This window comes from Sphingomonas gilva (genome assembly GCF_003515075.1).
In the GTDB taxonomy this organism is placed as follows: domain Bacteria; phylum Pseudomonadota; class Alphaproteobacteria; order Sphingomonadales; family Sphingomonadaceae; genus Sphingomonas; species Sphingomonas gilva.
On record NZ_QWLV01000002.1, the window covers coordinates 491,417 to 508,418 of the forward strand.

Annotated in this window: 16 protein-coding genes; 5 read left to right on the forward strand and 11 right to left on the reverse strand. The window is 62.8% G+C overall.

Annotated features, from left to right (window positions below; translation table 11 throughout):
- Positions 1-17 precede the first annotated feature (17 nt).
- The 10 genes from D1610_RS06975 to D1610_RS07020 all read right to left on the reverse strand — a co-directional run bounded on the left by D1610_RS06975 (position 18) and on the right by D1610_RS07020 (position 10,891).
- Complete coding sequence (locus D1610_RS06975; protein WP_222926952.1) at positions 18-1,028, reverse strand: PstS family phosphate ABC transporter substrate-binding protein; 1,011 nt, start codon at positions 1,026-1,028, stop codon at positions 18-20.
- Between the two features lie 102 nt (positions 1,029-1,130).
- Complete coding sequence (locus tag D1610_RS06980) at positions 1,131-3,356, reverse strand: TonB-dependent siderophore receptor (protein ID WP_118863408.1); 2,226 nt, start codon at positions 3,354-3,356, stop codon at positions 1,131-1,133.
- A 25-nt stretch (positions 3,357-3,381) separates the two neighbouring features.
- Entirely contained in the window at positions 3,382-4,788 is a 1,407-nt protein-coding gene (locus D1610_RS06985; protein ID WP_182466730.1) for a CitMHS family transporter, read from the reverse strand.
- Between the two features lie 157 nt (positions 4,789-4,945).
- Positions 4,946-6,022: an ABC transporter substrate-binding protein gene (locus tag D1610_RS06990; protein ID WP_118863409.1), complete on the reverse strand. Its 1,077-nt coding sequence runs from the start codon at positions 6,020-6,022 to the stop codon at positions 4,946-4,948.
- Positions 6,019-7,401, reverse strand: a complete 1,383-nt coding sequence (locus D1610_RS06995; RefSeq protein WP_222926953.1) for a sensor histidine kinase — start codon at positions 7,399-7,401, stop codon at positions 6,019-6,021. The genes D1610_RS06990 and D1610_RS06995 overlap by 4 nt, the downstream gene beginning before the upstream one ends.
- Complete coding sequence (locus tag D1610_RS07000) at positions 7,398-8,057, reverse strand: response regulator transcription factor (RefSeq protein ID WP_245942022.1); 660 nt, start codon at positions 8,055-8,057, stop codon at positions 7,398-7,400. The genes D1610_RS06995 and D1610_RS07000 overlap by 4 nt, the downstream gene beginning before the upstream one ends.
- A 152-nt stretch (positions 8,058-8,209) precedes the next feature.
- Positions 8,210-9,565 carry a sensor histidine kinase gene (locus tag D1610_RS07005; RefSeq protein ID WP_118863412.1) on the reverse strand — a complete coding sequence of 452 codons (1,356 nt, stop codon included), beginning with the start codon at positions 9,563-9,565 and terminating at the stop codon, positions 8,210-8,212.
- Positions 9,562-10,227, reverse strand: a complete 666-nt coding sequence (locus D1610_RS07010; protein WP_118863413.1) for a response regulator transcription factor — start codon at positions 10,225-10,227, stop codon at positions 9,562-9,564. Before D1610_RS07010 ends, D1610_RS07005 begins: the two co-directional genes overlap by 4 nt.
- A complete protein-coding gene (locus D1610_RS07015; protein WP_182466731.1) occupies positions 10,228-10,566 on the reverse strand; it encodes a PepSY domain-containing protein in 339 nt (112 codons plus the stop codon).
- Positions 10,567-10,603: 37 nt separating this feature from the next.
- Positions 10,604-10,891: a PepSY domain-containing protein gene (locus D1610_RS07020; protein WP_118863415.1), complete on the reverse strand. Its 288-nt coding sequence runs from the start codon at positions 10,889-10,891 to the stop codon at positions 10,604-10,606.
- Positions 10,892-11,153: 262 nt separating this feature from the next.
- On the opposite strand from D1610_RS07020, the gene D1610_RS07025 reads away from it, so the two are divergent.
- From D1610_RS07025 to D1610_RS07045, 5 genes are all read left to right on the forward strand, one after another.
- The gene (locus D1610_RS07025) at positions 11,154-12,458 is read left to right on the forward strand and encodes a putative porin (RefSeq protein ID WP_118863416.1); all 1,305 of its coding nucleotides are present in this window, start codon (positions 11,154-11,156) and stop codon (positions 12,456-12,458) included.
- 389 nt (positions 12,459-12,847) lie between these two features.
- Positions 12,848-14,593 carry a glycoside hydrolase family 32 protein gene (locus tag D1610_RS07030; protein WP_245942055.1) on the forward strand — a complete coding sequence of 582 codons (1,746 nt, stop codon included), beginning with the start codon at positions 12,848-12,850 and terminating at the stop codon, positions 14,591-14,593.
- Between the two features lie 188 nt (positions 14,594-14,781).
- Complete coding sequence (locus D1610_RS07035; RefSeq protein ID WP_147414285.1) at positions 14,782-15,099, forward strand: helix-turn-helix domain-containing protein; 318 nt, start codon at positions 14,782-14,784, stop codon at positions 15,097-15,099.
- A gap of 106 nt (positions 15,100-15,205) precedes the next feature.
- On the forward strand, positions 15,206-15,403 hold the full coding sequence (locus tag D1610_RS07040) for a DUF6961 family protein (RefSeq protein WP_118863418.1): 198 nt from the start codon (positions 15,206-15,208) through the stop codon (positions 15,401-15,403).
- Positions 15,403-15,606 carry a DUF5818 domain-containing protein gene (locus D1610_RS07045; protein ID WP_118863419.1) on the forward strand — a complete coding sequence of 68 codons (204 nt, stop codon included), beginning with the start codon at positions 15,403-15,405 and terminating at the stop codon, positions 15,604-15,606. Before D1610_RS07040 ends, D1610_RS07045 begins: the two co-directional genes overlap by 1 nt.
- Here the strand turns inward: D1610_RS07045 and D1610_RS07050 are convergent.
- Entirely contained in the window at positions 15,603-16,634 is a 1,032-nt protein-coding gene (locus tag D1610_RS07050; RefSeq protein ID WP_147414286.1) for an endonuclease/exonuclease/phosphatase family protein, read from the reverse strand. The genes D1610_RS07045 and D1610_RS07050 overlap by 4 nt on opposite strands.
- Positions 16,635-17,002: the final 368 nt, after the last annotated feature.

Here is a 17,002-nt window from a genome sequence, read left to right on the forward strand (position 1 = left end):
TTGAATTGAGGCGTGAGCTAGTCGAGCGAGGCGCGCTGTTCCCCGGCGAATTGCGCCGGCAACGGCAGGTAGCCGCCCTCCCCGACGAGGCGCTGCCCTTCGCGGCTCAGAACGAAGCGCAGAAACTCCTTTAGCTTGGGCTCGAGCGCCTTGCCGGGTGGCCGGTCGAAATAGATGTAGATCTTGCGCGCAAGCGGATAGCTGCGGTCCTGGAAAGTGGCGCGGCTGGGCGCGACGTAGTTGGTGCTGCCGCGCGGGGCGATGGCCACTGGCTTGAGCTCCGAAATCCCCTCGACCTGCGACATAATCGTCCAGGCGATACCGAAGCGGTCCTTCGCCAGCTCATTGCGCAGCATGTGCTGGATGCCGAGCGTCTGCCCGGTGTCCTCGGCGGCGATCATCTTGCTCCCGGTTTCGACATAGCCGCGATAGTTGGGATTCCACTTGTCGGTGTTCTCCAGCACGTGGAGTTGGAAGAAGCGCGTGGTGCCCGACGAGGCATGTCCATAGGTCTGGATGGGCTTGTCCGCCCATTCGCCGGTGAGACCCAGCTGCCCCCAAGTGCGAATATTCTTTTCCGGGCCGCGCGCGCCGCGCGGCGTCCAGACGAAACCCTCCATTCCACCGGTACGCTGGGCGCCGAAGATCCCGTCCAGCTGATCGATGGTCAGGCGCTCGATCGGATTGTCCTTGTGCACGAATATGACCGGGCCGTTCGACCGGCTCTTCACATCGAAGGCGCCGGTCGCCACGACGACGCTCGAGGCGTGATATCCGTGCGTCTCGTAGAAGCTGAGCCATTCGGTGATCGCCGGTTCCCCGCCATTCGGGGCGAGATCGGTCACATTGGTGACCAGCGCCGGAAAGGCCGCATCGCTGGTGGGCAAAGTGTTGTCGAACGTGACCCCGGGATGCAGCTTCTTGAATGCGGCCTGCCAGCGCTCAAGCACGCCCCCCAGCCCGAACCCGTAACTGCGGATCGATCCGGATACCTGTTGCTGCGCGACGTAGGTCGGGAGCTGGGCCACCGGGTCAGCCGGCGCGTCCGTTTCCGCCGATGCGGCGAACGGCCATGCCAAGCTCAGACACAAGGCAGCGATCGAGAAGCGAAGCATTATCCCAGCCTCCCTTTAGAAGTCGAAGCTCGCCGAGACCGCGATGTAGCGCGGAGCGCCGGGAGCGATCTGCAGATCGGCGGTGAAACCGGCGCTTTCGTAATAGGTCTCGTCGAGCAGATTGCCGACCTTCAGGTTCAGACTGTAATTCTCCTGCTTGTAGTAAAGGCCGAGATCGACGACCGTGTAGGCCGGCAGCTCGAGCGGAAGGCTGTTCTCGCTGTTGGGAATGAACCCCGCGCGATCGCCCGTGTAGGAAACCCCCAGACCGAGGCCGAAGCCGTTGTCGAAGTCGTACCGGGTCCACATATTGGCCGAATGCTCTGCGGTATTGGCCAGTCTCTGGCCGACCTCGACGGGATCGAGCGACGCGGTGATCCGGGCATCGAGATAGGCATAGCCGAGGAGGATCTGCCAGTTGCGCACCGGCGAAACATTGGCCTCGAACTCGATACCTTCGGAACGGGCTTGGCCGATCTGCTGGTAGCAGACACCGATCGGACAATCGAAGCGGTTGAGCGAATTGACCTGGTCGATCCTGAATAGCGACAGGGTCGCGGTCAGCGCGCCGTCAAGCAGGTTCTCCGTCTTGGCGCCGACCTCATATTGCTTGCCCTCGACCGGATCGAACGGATTGAGACCGTTGATGTCGTTGGCGCTCGGGCTCGCCGGGATGTAGGATTCTGAATAGCTGCCATAGAGCGTGAACTTGTCGGTCGGTTGGAACATCACGCCGACGCTCGGCAGGAAAGTACGCGATGCGGTCTTGGTCTGCGTTGGGGTGTCCTGACGGAGCTCCTCGATGGTTGTCTTGTCCCGGAAGGCGCGCGCGCCCACAGACACCTTCCAATGGTCGCCGATCGACATCAGATCCGAAAAATAGGCGCCGATCGTCTCTGACGTGAACAGCTGATGGGTGAGCTGTTGTGCGTCGGCAGGGCGACCGGGATTGGTCGCCGGCAGGCTGTCGAAATCGGGAACCTGGCCGTAGACGGGATTGTAGATATCGATATCGAAACAGAACGGCCCCGGGCAGGCGCCAGGGTTGACGAACTTCACCCGGTCCTCGTCGATCGTGTCCTTGCCGATATTGAAGCCGACGAGCAGCTGATGCTTGATCGGCCCCGTGTCGAATTTCATCGTCAGATTGGCATCGAGATAGTCGTAGCCGCGCGCGGTTTCGAGTTGGCGCGCGCGCCGCGTCAGCGTGCGGTCGTCGGCGCGCAGCGGGCGGCTGCTGAACTCCTTCTGGCCGCTTTCATAGTCGATCGAGCGATAGGAGGCGTTCAACTCCCAGTCATTGGCGAACTCGTGCGAGAAGTGGAAGCTGCCGGACCACCCCTCCTCGGTGCGCGAATCGCCCGGCTCCTGATAGCGCGTGGTGATCGGTGCGACGCGCGAAAGATCGCGATCAGGCGCAACCAGTCCGTTGTCGAAGCTCATCTCAAGCTTGCGATATTCCAGCTGCGCGGTGAGCGAGGTTGACGCGCCGATATTCCAGGTCAGGCTGGGCGCAACATAGACGCCCTTGTCATAGGTGAAGTCGCGGAACTGATCGCGATTGCTATATTCTCCGACCAGGCGATAAAGCACGGTTCCGCCATCGTCGAAAGCGCCGGTCGTATCCGCGGCGATAGAAAAACCGTTGAGGTCGAGCGGGTCGATCCCGTGTCCGGCATAGGTCGAGCCGCGCAGTTCCACGCGCGTCGCCTGATTGGCTTCGGGCTTCTTGGTGATCATGTTGATGAAGCCACCGGGCTGGTTCTGCCCGTAGAGGACCGACATCGGCCCCTTGACGACCTCGATCCGCTCGACGCCGATCGTCGGTGGCGAGCCGTAGCGGCCGGTCAGGCCAGGCAGGCCGTCGACAAGGATCGTGTTGCGGTCGTCGCCGCCCGCCTTGAAACCGCGCAGCGTGATATCATAACCGGTATTGCCGGCCTTTTTCACCCCGGTCATGTAGTTGTACAGCTGATCGATCGTGGTGGTCTCGAGCGACTTGATGAAGTCATCGCTGTAGCTCGCCACCGAAAACGGCGTGTCGAGCACCGGCACGTCCATCTTCATCGCGCTTTTGGCGCCGCTATCGTAGAACTGGCCGGTGACGACAATATCGGGCGCGGCCTCTTCCTGCTGAACCTCCGCGGCCTCGGGCGCGGTCTCGGCCGTTTGCGCGTGGGCATGCGCCACGGGAAAGACAATCAGCGCGGTGGCTAGGAGCAATCTGGTCCTGGTGTTCATGACAATCCCCTCCGGTTCTTCATTTTTATCCCGCAACCAGTGGAAAGCTGGCGCAAATCAAAGCGGTGACCATCATCAGGAGGCAGATGAGCACTGCCCATTTGATGGTGAACCGCTGGTGGTCGCCGAATTCGACGCCGGCGAGGCCGACCAGCAAGTAGGTGGACGGCACCAGCGGGCTCAGCAGGTGGACGGGTTGGCCGATCAGCGACGCTCGAGCCATCTCAACCGGCGCGATGCCGTACGCGCCGGCGGCGTCGGTAACGATCGGCAGTACGCCGAAATAGAAGGCGTCGTTCGAAATGAAGAATGTGAAGGGCAAGCTGGCGACGGCGGTGATCGGTGCGAGATATGGTCCCCATGCCTGCGGTATGACCGCGAGCAAGCTCTTGGACATGGCGTCGACCATGCCCGTCCCGCTCAATATCCCGGTAAAGATGCCGGCTGCGAATATCACCGAGACGACGGCGATGACATTCTTGGCGTGCTCGGCAACGCGCTGGCGCTGGAGTTCGACCTGCGGATAATTGACGATCAGGGCGATCGCGAAGCCAATCATGAACAGGACGGGGAGCGGCAGGACGCCGAGCACCAGTCCAACCATGAGTGCGGCGGTCAGCGTGGCATTGACCCACAGAAGCCTCGGCCGACGCAGCGCCTCGGCCTCGTCCGCATCCGGCAGCAATGCAGTGTCCTCGATCGTCGGCTCGGCGTCCGCCAGCGCTTGCGGGGATGTCGCGGCGGCGGAGAGCGCAGGCATCCCGCCAGGCATCCATCCCACCGGCTGGAGAGAAACCACCCCCAGTCGCGCCCGCTCACGCTTGCCCAGCACATAGGCAAGTCCAATCACTCCTGCGACCCCCACGATCATCGATGGGATCATCGGCACGAACACGTCCGACGGGTCGACCTGGAGCGCGCTCGCGGCCCGGGCCAGCGGCCCGCCCCAAGGCGTGAGGTTCATCACCCCGCCCGCGAGAATGGTGACGCAGGTCAGGTTGAGCGCATCCATGCGCAGCCTTTTGTATAGCGGCAGCATCGATGCGACCGTGATCATATAGGTGGTGGAGCCATCGCCATCGAGCGAGACGATCGCCGCGAGTATCGCGGTGCCCACCACCACCTTGAGCGGGTCGCCGCCTACGGCGCGGAGGATCCTCCGCACGACTGGGTCGAACAGCCCGGCATCGATCATTATGCCAAAATAGAGGATGGCGAACATCAGCATCACGCCGGTAGGCGCGAGGGTTCTGATTCCGTCGAGCATCATCGTGCCCAACTCGGGTCCCGCGAAACCGCCGATCAGCGCAAAAAGGATGGGGATGAGCGTCAGCGCCACCATTGGCGACAGCCGCTTGGTCATGATCAGCACCATGAAGGTGACGACCATGCCGAATCCAAGCAGTGTCAGCGTTATGTCAGCGCCCTGCATTCATACCCTCCGTCAGACGTCCACGCCACCAGGTGGTGATTCGCATTGGACGTTCCGTTTCGGCGCCTAACCGCCGGCATCCCTCTTCAGGGGATTGCTGTGAGGGGAGGAATGGCAGCGCTTGCTGTCACCACACTGTCATTGCAGCGCAGCAAAATCAGCGGGCGGAATGGATCATGCCATGCCAGCTAGCGAGCAGGCGCCTGCGCTTTTGATCATCCAGATAGACCAGCAGGCCGGGACCCAGCGGTATCGGGCGCAACGGGCCTATCTGGGATTCGGCCATGCCGGCCTGGTGCAGCCGGCCAGGCACCTCCTCGCGCACGGCGCTGAGGCGGCTTTCGTTCGCCAGCAGCCGTTGGCCGCGGATCGACAGGAGATACTCGAGGAAGAGATGCGCTGCAGCCGGGTTGGGTCCATCCTTCGGCAGCACTGCAGTGCGTGATACAGCCAATGTGTAATCGCGCGGATAGATGATCACCAGCTTGTTGTTGGCGTCCGCCCGCGCCTGAGCATAGGATCCGAGCAGGTTATAGGCCATCGCCAGCTCCCTTGCTTCAAGCTGGTCGAGCAGGGTTGCCGTATTGTCTTCCAACTGGACGCCGGTATCTGCCATCGCTTCGACGAGGACACCGTAATCGCTGGACTGACGGGCATCCTGCGACGCGAGCAGATAGCCGACGCTGCTACGCTCGATGTCGTAGGTGCCAACGCGATTCCGCCAAAACGTCTTGTCGCGGCGAAGCGTTTCGAGCAGCTCCGCGCGCGAAAGCGGAAGCTCGCGCCCCGCCATCACGTCGCGGTTGAACACCATGACGGCAGGCTCGAAGGTGAAGCCGAACGCTTCATCGCGCCAGCGCGCCCAGCTGGGCAACGCCCGAACATTTGCGGAAGAATGGCGTGCCGCATAGCCGTCGTTCACCAGTTTGGCCTGAAGATCCATCGCCGAGCTCAGCAGGAGGTCGGCACGCGGCTGGCCTCGCTTGGCTTCGTCGAGATAGCGTCGATAGAGCGGCGCGGCGTCGAGTTCCTCGTAGCGGACGGCGATGGTCGGATGCAGGCGCCGAAAATCCGCGATGACCGGCCGGAAGACGCCGGTGTCCGTGGTGCTGTAGATCGTGAGCGTCGTACCGCGCGATACGGCGATGTCGTCGCCCCCTTGCCGCAGATGCCAGACCAGGGCGCCGAGACCGAGGATCGTCAGTGCGGCAACGAGGAGCGCGCCTATCTTCATTTACCCCTCCGGGGGAGTTCCAGCATCACGATCAGGCCGCCGCCGGGCCGATCGAGCAGGCTTACGCTGCCATCATGGCTCGCGATGGCCTGGCGAACGATCGCCAGTCCGAGCCCGGCGCCGGGGACCAGTCCGGTGCCCCTGGCGAACCTTTCGAACAGTCGTTCTCTGTCATCGATGGCAATACCCGGTCCGCGATCACTGACCGTCAGGACATAAATCGCGTCGGTCGCGGCAAGTTCGATATCGACGCGTCTCCCATTGGCGCCGCCATGAAGCAAAGCGTTATCGATCAGGTTCTTGAGCGCCTCCCCGATCAGCAGCGCATCGCCGACGAACGGGGCGACGTCGAGCGGCGTGCAAAAATGCGCGTCGCTGTGCTCGGAGAGCGAGATCGACTCCCGGATGGCGTTTCTGATGACCTGGTTCAGGTCGCACGGTGCGAAATCCCGCATGTCGGAGCGATGATTGACGGTCGCGTCGCTCAGCAGCTGATTGAGGAGCCGCGAGAGTTTGGAAGCGTTGCGCTCGACCGCACGAAGCGCGTGGCGCAGTTCGTCGGGATCATCTTCGCTGGCGACCTGCGCCTGCGCCCTCAGTGCCGCCAAAGGCGTGCGCATCTGATGGGCGGCTTGCGCGATGAATGCCCGAAGCGAATCGATGTTCGCACCAAGCCGCCCCATGAACCCGTTGATCGAATCCACAAGAGGCGCCACCTCACGTGGTACGGCGGCAGCGACAGGCTGTAGGTCGGAAGGCTCGCGCCTAGCGAGATCCTCACCGATCGACGTCAAAGGGCGTAGCGCGTGACCGATGCCGAACCACACCGAAGCGAGCGCAAGCAGGGTGAGGAGCACGATCGGCGCCACCGCGTCGAGCGTCAGATCGCGCGCCAGTGCATCCCTCGCGCGTCTGGTCTGGCCAACCTGTACAGCCAGCCATCCGGTCGCGCCGGATTGTGCGATCTCACGTTGCAACACGACGAACCGGACGAGCTCGCCGCGATACCGGGCGTCAAAGAACTGGCTGGGATTCACACCTCTGTCGCCGCGCCTTGGAGTTCGCGCACGCGGCAGGTCCGAATAGCCGGTCACGGTGTTCCCCGCGGGTCCGATGACACGGTAGAAGACACGGTCGTCAGGCGCAGCGGACAGCATGTCGAGCGCCGCATAGGGGATGTCGACCCGAACCTCTCCCGCATCGATGGAAAGCGTTTCGGCAATGGAAAGCGCCGCGCCGGCCAGCAGTCGATCATAGGATCGATCCGCTGCGACCTGGCTGTTGGCGCGGGCTGCAAGGTACAGGATGATCATCCCGCCGAGAAACAAGGCGCCAATCGTTCCGGCCAATCGCAGGCGCAGCGAGATGGTGCGAGTCACCCGGAGCCTGCCTCGGCGACATAACCCAACCCGCGCATCGTGCGAATCACAAGCGCATCACCAAGCTTGCGACGCAGCCGGCCGACATAGAGCTCGATCGCATTCTCACTTGCCTCGTCGTCGAAATCGAAGAGTTGCGAGGCGATCTGCTCCTTGCTCAACACCCTGCCAAGGTTGCCCACGAAAATCTCCAGCAAACGATATTCCCGGTTGGGCAGCGTCAGCGGCTCGCCGTTCAGAAGCGCGACCTTGGCGCCCCGGTCGAAGGTCAACGCGCCAATCTGCATGACGCCGGCGGCCAGCCCCTGCGAACGCCGCAACAATGCACGGCAGCGCGCATCGAACTCACGAAAATCAAAGGGCTTGGAGAGATAGTCGTCTGCGCCGACATCGAGCGCGCCCACGCGATCTTCAATATTGGACCTCGCGGTCAGCATGAGCACCGGGGTTCGCGCCCCACGCCTGCGCAGTTCGCGCAGGATGGCGAAGCCATCCATGTGCGGCAGCTCGATATCGAGCACCACGAGATCATATGCCTGATAACGCAGGACGTCGTCCGCTTCCTCGCCGTCGCTTTGCCAATCAACGGCGTAGCCATCACGGCGCAGCCGCCTCAAAATGGCATCGCCCAGATCTGGATCGTCCTCGACGACCATTATCCTCAATGTCCGCCCCTCCATCCATGTCGGACCCTCTATTGGAGTCCTCGCCTTGTCGTGGTGCCAAGCGATGACGCCGAGATCGGGTCTATGCAAGCGCCGCGCTCGACCGCGTTTGCACGGTTACATTGCCGGCCGCACCGGGTAACTCAGGTGAGCCGTTCGATCCCTGTCCAGCCCAAGACGGCCCGTAATCCGCCCATCGGCGAGCGCTCGAGCGTGATGCGTCCTCCGGTCGCGTCGATCAGATCGGTGGCGATCGACAGGCCCAGGCCATGCCCACCACCGCGTTGGTCCAGTCTGATTCCGCGCTCGACCGCCTGACGGACCTGATCTGGCGTCATGCCCGGGCCGTCGTCATCAATGATGATCGAAACACCGGTTGCGCTCGCTCCGCCCCGGATGGTCACGAGGCGCCGGGCGAACCGGACGGCATTTTCGAGCAAGACGCCAAGCAACGTGCTGAGGTCGTCCTCGGCAAGGGGCAATTCCAGCTCCGTAGGAATATCGAACTGGAAGTCAATTCGAGCGCCGGCCTCGGTCCGCTCGAGCACCGCCACCAGTCGCTGGCAAAGCAGGAGCACCGCGGTTCGTCGGTCTTGGGCGGCGTACCGCGTAGCTGCGGCGCGCGCGCGCGCGAGTTCGGCCTCGACAGCCGCCGCCGCCGCGGCAACCGCCTTGTCCAGTCCGCTCGTATCGCCGCCAGCGGCCTTGATCTGTCTGGCTTGCGCCGACAGCGCGGCGAGCGGTGTCTTCATGCCATGCGCGAGATCGGCGGCGCGCTGGCGCGCGCGTCTGAGGTCCGCTTCGCGTGCGCCTGCAAGGTCGTTGATCGCATCAATCAGTGGCTCGACCTCCTCCGGATAGACTTCGCTCAAGCGCTCGGCGGGATTGCGCTTCAAGGTCATGACCTCTCGACGGACCCGTGTGAGCGGCTGCAGCCCCAGCGACACCTGCAGCCAGGCGGCCAAGGCCAGCACGATTCCAAGAACCGTCAGAAAGGCGCCAAGTTCGAGCCCGAATTCACGGCGCGCTGCCCGGAGTCCTGTCCTGTCCTGCGCGACCTGAATGAGCACCGCGTCATTATCGCCGGACCGCGAAACGAGGCGTTCGACGAGGAAAATGTCCTGGGCGAACGGCCCATCCTGGACATGGCGCGTGTACCAATCGCTTCGGGACGAGCGTGTCGGACGGGCAAGCGCCTGGTCCCAGAGCGATCGCGATCGCAGGATTCGATCGGCTGTCGAGACCTGCCAGTAGAGACCGCTTGCGGGCGTTTCGAACTGGGGATCGGTCGGCATTCTCGAGAGCGCGATACCGCCCTGAGGATCCGCATCGACGGCGGCGACAAGCTGATTGGCGTGCCGCCGAAGCTCGAACTCGACGCGACGCTCGAGGTGCCTGTCGAACAGCAGGATCATCGTTAGCCAGGCGATCGCCATGGCCGCCAGGATCGCCAGACCGCCGCCGATCAACAGTCGCCAGCGAAGCGAATAAGCCTTCATCGGGAAATCGGCACGACCTGATAGCCGAAGCCGCGTCGGGTGACGATCCGCGCCGCCCCGATCTTGCGACGAAGCCTGAGGATGAGTGCTTCGATAGCGTTGCTGTCGCCACTTTCCTCGGCACCATAGAGATGGTCGGCCAGCTCTCCTGCCGAGACGGTGCGGTCGGCCTGGTGCGCCAGATAGTTGAGCAGGCGAAACTCGAGTTGCGAAAGCTCCGCCGGTGCGCCGCCTACGGTCACTGCTCTGCGCCGCGTATCGATCCGCAGATCGCCAAGATCGATGCTCGGCGCTGCGTGGCCGGAAGCTCGCCTCACCAATGCGCGGACGCGCGTGACGAGCTCGCCCATTTCGAATGGCTTGCCCAGATAGTCGTCGGCACCAGCCTCGATTCCTTCGACCTTCTCGATCCAGTCGCTGCGGGCCGACAGGATCAGCACGGGAAAGGATCGCCCGGCCTCGCGCCATCGCTTCAGCACGGAAATCCCGTCCAGCCTTGGCAAGCCGAGATCGAGGACCGCGACGTCGATCTCCTCGACATCGCCGCGATACCAGGCGTCTTCGCCATTGACCACCAGATCGGTGAGAAAGCCGCTGGCTTCGAGCGCCCGAACGACATCCGGACCGACATCAGGGTCGTCCTCGATCACCAGCGCCCTCATCTATTTTGGCCTCCTCCGTAGCAGCGCGCCCGTTCGGGCATCCAGCGAGAGCTTCCGGATCACGCCCGAACGTGTGAGCAACTCCACCTCATAGAAGAGCTGCCCATTCTTGCTTTCCAGCTCGACCTCGATAACGTCCCCCGGTGCAGCGCGCTGCGCTATCGACAGGATACGAGCAAGCGGCAGCACCTCGCCGCGCAGCACCGCCTGCCGCGCAAGATCGTGGTCGCGGGCTTTCTGCGCCTTCTTGTCGCGCTTCCCCTGCGCAAACGCCGGCTGAGGCACGGCGCTGGTCGCCATGATCGCGATCATGAGAGCGGCGCACATGGCCTTGATCATCTCTCGTCCCCGGTGTTCACCGCGCAGGCGGACAATATCAGCGGCTGGCATGTTCTTGTTCACCGCCAGATGTCGCAACGGCGCTCACGATGTGACTGATTCGGTTGGCCGTGATCTCCGTAGCAACGCCGTGGCGATCTCGTCCAATGATGTGCAGTTCGGCGCCATCCGCGCGAACCTCCGAAACGGTCACGCCCATTGGTTGCGCGATCGACACGGCAATTTCCCGCACCTCCGCCTTCTGCGCGTCGGTCAGCGTTCCGGCAAGCGCGGCGGTGGCCGGCAAAGCCGCGAAGATGGCGACAAGCGTGATCAAGCGAGACATGGGCGTTCTCCTGCAAATTCATGACCAGTCCTCGCTAGACGCTTGCCGCTGATAAGAAGGTCACGCGTGATGTCAGCCCATTGTCAGCTTCAACGATGAATTGGAGCCGGAACCAGATTGCACTGATATCGACCTCATTCTGACGCCTCGATGACGTGTTCCGCCAGTTTGATGACAGGTTTCCCGCCTAGGCTGAATTGAAGCCTGTGAAGCAGCGAGCGCTACGGCGCCGGCGAATGAACCAGGCAAGGCGGAGGATGCGATGAGGCATGACAGCTTTTTGATGGCGGGGCGCGGGACTTTCGCGGCTGGCGCGGTCGCTGCCCTGATGACGGCATGGAGTCCCGTCGCCGCACAATCGAGTTCGCCATCGGACATCCAAGTCCTTCGCCAACAGCTCGATCAGCTTCGTGCAGAACAGGCAAGCGCCGTGCGGCGGATCAGCGAGTTGGAGGCGGCGCTTGCGCGGCAAGCCGCCAAGCCCGCGCCGCCGGTGGCGACGCAATCGGCCGCGGCGACACCGAACGGTGGTTCGGACGGTCTGCTGGACAGGTTGGACGTCTCGGGCGATGTGCGGCTTCGCTACGAGGCAAATTTTGGCGATCGGGACGCGCGCAACCGAGACCGCGGGGTTTTGCGCGCCCGGCTGAGAGCAAATTATGAAGTCAACGACTGGCTCACGGTTGGCGGTCAGATCGCAACCGGCGATCCGGACGATCCGAACACAACCGATGTCACGCTGTCGAACTTCGACGACGACCTGCAGTTCAGTCTCGACCAGGCCTATGTCCGTATCGCGTCGGGAAACCTTGTTGCGTATGGCGGCAAGATCCCGTTGCCTTTCGCCCGCACCGACCTAGTCTGGGACGGCGACGTCAGCCCCCAAGGCACAAGCGCGGCCTACAAGCTTCCCTTGGGGAGTGGCCACGCGATCAAGGCGACAGGCCTCTATTTCCTCATCGACGAATCCGTGGCCGGCTCCAATAGCGACATGGCGGGCGTTCAGATCGGATTCGAGAGCGACCCCGCCGCTCCGCTCCGCGTGGAGTTGGCCGTCGGATATTATGATTATTCTCTGCGCAGCGTCGCCGGGGCCGACAGCGGTGATTTCCGCAGCAATCTGATCGGCCCCGATGGCAGATATCTGTCAGACTTCGACCTGCTCGATGGTATCGCCGCCATCACCTATCAAGGTCTTGGAGAGCGTTGGCCCGTTCGCCTGGTCGGTAACTATGTGAAGAATTTGGGCGCGGCGACGGATGCCGACACCGGGTTTGGCGTTGACCTGTTCGCTGGCCGTGCGAGCAAGCCGAACGACTGGCGCTTCGGCTATGGATATGCAGAGACCGAAGTCGACGCCGTGCTGGCGGCCTTCAGTCACGACAATACCAATATTCCGACAAACTATCTCCAGCACACGCTGGCGATTGACTTTGTACCGACGGACAATCTCATCCTCAATGCGACCTATTATCGCTACCGTCCGAAGGATGCCCTATATTCGCTGAGCAATGATCCCTTGGATTGGCTGGATAGGGTTCGTCTCAATTTGCTCGTAAATTTTTGATGCGTGCTGTGCTGGCCTAGAATTCCCTGTGCGCGTAAGCGGCTCCATGTCGCTCGGCATGATCGAGCACTAAGCCAAACCGCTGTCCCGTCGCTTCGACGGGGGCTGCCGCCCGTGTCCGAATATCAGTTACCGTCATCGATATACCCAATCTTCAACTGCAGCCGGTCAGCTTTGACCGGCTGAGGCTGAAAAGCAGATATGACGGCCGCCTCGATTCGATCATTCCGCTCACGCCGCCACTTGCGGGCATTCGCAGTAGGTGACAATCTTCGCGATTGACCGACACCGCGCGGCAGAGCTGACTGACGAACGTCGCGATTCGCCTCCAGACGCAAGAGCGCGCGGTTTCGCGTACGATCTTCACATCCTATAAAGCCAAGTTGACGGTGAACTGCGACGGCGGCTTTTGCGATCTTGGCCAACCCGCGCAAATGACCGCGATTGGACGCAAGGCCGTCGTGTCGTGGCCCAGCTGTTCATTGCCGCACTTACCGAAGCAAGAATCGACAGCATTGTATCGCAATGACTTTCTGTTGCTTTCGCCCAGCGGCGATGCGAGCGTTTACGACCCAATCTGCTTGGAGAAGGAACGAGCGATGCGCGTCTTGGTAGCTATCGCCTTGGCTTTGATCGCTGCCGTGCCTGGCGTCACGCAGTGGCCGATGGCCGACCCGCGTCCCGTTTTTCACTACGCGCCCCAGCGCAATTGGATGAATGATCCCAATGGGTTGGTCTATTATGACGGTGAGTATCACCTGTTTTATCAGTATAATCCTCATGGTGATCGCTGGGGCCATATGAGCTGGGGCCATGCCGTCAGTCCCGATCTCGTCAGCTGGCGGGAATTGCCCCTCGCCCTCCCGGAAACCGAGGTCATGGCTTTTTCCGGAAGCGCGGTGATCGACTGGAAAAACACCAGCGGGTTCGGTCGCGGCGGCAAACCGGCGATGGTCGCGATCTACACGGGCTTTGACCCGAAATCCCGGATTCAGGCGCAGTATGTCGCCTACAGCAACGATCGCGGCCGCACCTTCACCCGTCACGGCAAGGTGCTGGACATCGGCTCTACCGAGTTTCGCGATCCCAAGGTGTTCTGGCACGAAGCCACGCGTCGCTGGGTGATGATCGTCGTCAAGGCAAAGGAGAAGAAAGCGGCGATCTACTCGTCCCCGGACCTGAAGCAGTGGTCCCATGAAAGCGACTTCGGGCCGACGGCATCCAGCCGAAGCGTCAACTGGGAATGCCCCGATCTGTTCGAATTGCCCGTGGAGAATGGACGGCCCGGCGAAACGCGCTGGGTTCTGACCGTCAGTCAGGGCGACAACGGTCCCGATGGGGGTTCGGGGGAACAATGGTTCGTCGGCGCCTTCGATGGACGCCGGTTCACGCTGGAGCCCGGCTGGCCCGACACACCGCACTGGGTCGATCACGGTGCGGACTTCTACGCCGCCTCCTCCTGGAACGAGGTTCCGGACGGGCGCCGTGTCTGGATCGGCTGGGCCACCGACCTGCGCTACGCCCATGCCATTCCCACCTATCCGTCGCGTGGACTGATGACGGTGGCGCGCAGCCTTTCGCTGCGCCGGGAGGGAGACGACTGGCGGATCGCGCAGGCGCCGGTCCGCGAGCTGAAGCAGCGCCGCGGGCCGCTGCGGCGGGTCGAGAATGTGCGGCTGACGGAGACGCCAACGCCCTTGGAGCTCGGAGACAGTGTCGATTTGCTCGTCACCATCGATCCGCTCCGGGCTTCGCAAGTCGGCCTGACGCTCACGGACGCGCAGGGCCATGAATTGCTGATCGGCTACACCCCCGAGACACGTGAGGTCTTCATCGACCGCACCCGTGCGGGGCCGCATTTCCACGATGCCTTTGCCGACCGGCACGTTGCGACCCTGCCGCCGGGTAAGGGGACGATAACGCTGCGGTTGCTGGTCGATCGGTCGATCGTCGAACTCTATGCTGCCGATGGCACCCGCACGATCACCGATCGCTTCTTTCCCGGAAAAGGCCCGCTCCGATGGAGCGCGACCGCGCGGCGCGGCGATGCCGTGATCCGAAGACTGGATGCCTGGCCTATCGAGCCGATGCGATCAACCACGAAGAATGATGGAAGTCCGGCTCCTCGCATTTGAACACGAGTCGGGAGATTTTCAGACTTCGGTGCCCTCCGCGAGCGTTAGCGCATCTTCGATGCGACCGAATGGTCCGCCTGCTGACTCGATCTGGAGAAGCGGCCAACGCTCGCGCCGGCCGCCCGTCCTCGCTCGACAACGCGCTGCGCTATTAAAGATCCTTGCCGCTTCCCGACGCTCTCTCAGCTTTGGCCACCGCGCGGCGGATCTACGAGCGGCGACGGCGGCGTGATCACATCTTTAACGGCATGAACATTTTTGGTGAGCTTTCCTGGGACGTTCTGCTCGACCTATTCGTCGCCCATAAGACCGGGACCAACATCGCGGTCTCGTCGGCGTGCATCTCCTCGGGCTCGCCCACCACCACGGAGCTTCACCATATCGACGCGCTGCAAGACCGCGGCCTGGTCGAGCGCCGGTCCGATCCCGACGACCTGCGTCGGATATGGCTGAGCATCACCGCACGCGGCCGCGATCTCATGCTGAAATGCCTCGCCAAGCCCTAACATCTGCTTCAGAATTCCGAACTTGATAGATAGGACATCGGCGGACGCGGACCCTTTGAGAACGCCATTCGCTGCGATATGCATCGCCACATTGTGAAGGAACCGCATGGTCGATGACCGCGAGATCTGGGCTTGCGCCAACATGCTGCTGCGCATTCATGGCCCGGATGCCCGGCGGCGTGCCGCCTCTCGCGCGGCCGAGCTTGCGCAGCGCGGCGAGACGCGTGGCGAACGCGTGTTCACCTTGATTGCCGAACGGATCGGCCAGCTCGAATCAACCCAGTCCGAAGGCCGTCCCAACTGATGCCGGTGGGCAAGCGCTATCGGTTGACCGGTCTTCTGCTGAACTCGCGGCGTGGGCTGGTGCTCGAAGTCGATGGCGGCGGCACATGGTTGCTCGATGTGGGTCGCAAAGCGAAGCCGCTGATCGGGCAACGGGTGACCGTCGAGGGCGCCAGGTCGGGATTCGACCTGTTGGATGTCGATCGGATCGACCGCGCCGGTTAGCTCGCTACGCGAATAGCGACGGGGCAATGGTCCGAAGGGTGTGCGCTCTCAGGCAGGCCGTAGGTGAACTCGACGAAGGATCCCGGGACGATTCGTGCGGTCGCCGCGCGGCCGGTAACGATGTGGTCGATGAATTCGCTGTAGCGCGCCTTGCAGGTTGCGCGCTTGTCGCCCGCGGCGAGATCGAGGTCGGCGCCCGGTGGATCGGCATCGTTGATTTCGGCATAGAATGCATCGCTGCGGCGCGCGAGACGCCTATTCCAGTCGCCAAGGACGGCGAAGCTTTCGCCGCTGGCCGCGCGCGCGTCGATCCAGCGCTCGAGCACCGGCAGCTGCGCGAACAATGTGTCGCAATCGCGGTCGGTCGCCGCCCATCCGGTGTTGCAGCCTGATTTGAGATGCACCGCGAGCAAGCGCAGCGGCCTGGCCGTGCCGATCGTCACATCGACGCCCCAGCGCAGATCGGCATTGCCGAGGCCGAGCGCGGAGAGGTCCGGGTTGCGGATGAACGGCAGGGCTTTGCGAATGGCGTAGCCCACCGCCTGGTTGCGAATGGTCTTGCCCGGACGCCCATAGCAGGCGCCGCCGCGCCGGCTGACCGGTCGCTGCGACATCACGATAGTATAGCGATCCGGCGAAAATACTCGTGCGGCCGCTGCGACGTTTTCCACCTCCTGGAAGGCGATGATGTCGGCGTCGAGCCGGTCGGCATGGCCGCGCAGCGCCGCATAGTCCGCGTCCTCGCGGGGATGGCATCCCATACCGTTGGCCTCGGCGAGATGCTCAAGGTTCCAGCTGACGATCTTCAGCGTTTGCGGTTCGGTCCGCTCGGATAGCTCTGGCCGAGGCTGACACCCCGGTGCCAGCGCGAGGGTGAGGATCGCAAGGCATAGCGAGGAACGACGCATCGCAACCGAGCCTGGCGACCAATGCCCCACGAGGCAAGCTCTCTTGCGCAGTCGGGAATCAGAGAGGCTGGCAATTGTCTCGGCGAAACGGCCAAAGGCGTCATCCGCAAACATGCTCATACACGCTGTCCTACACAAACCAAATAGGTTATATATGAAAGCGAGGAGTTATGGAATATGGTTGTCATCGACGCGTCTATCCTGTTCGCGTTCGCTGCGCTTGTCGGCAGTTGCGCGGCTCTCGTCTGGTCATTTCGCCGCAAGCCTTGACCGGCGCCGCGCGACGCCGCGGCTGTTACCGAGGTGCCGGACGACTGTGCATGCAAGTTAGCGAGGCGCGGTCCCATTGCCCGCCGGCTTTGATGCATTTGTGACCGCGCAGCAGCGGCATGGCGAAGAACGCTGCCAGCGTCGCGGCAAAGAACGCCAACACGATGATGCGCAAGCGGGATCGCATGATGCCGTCTCGCCGAATATTCTTACGACGG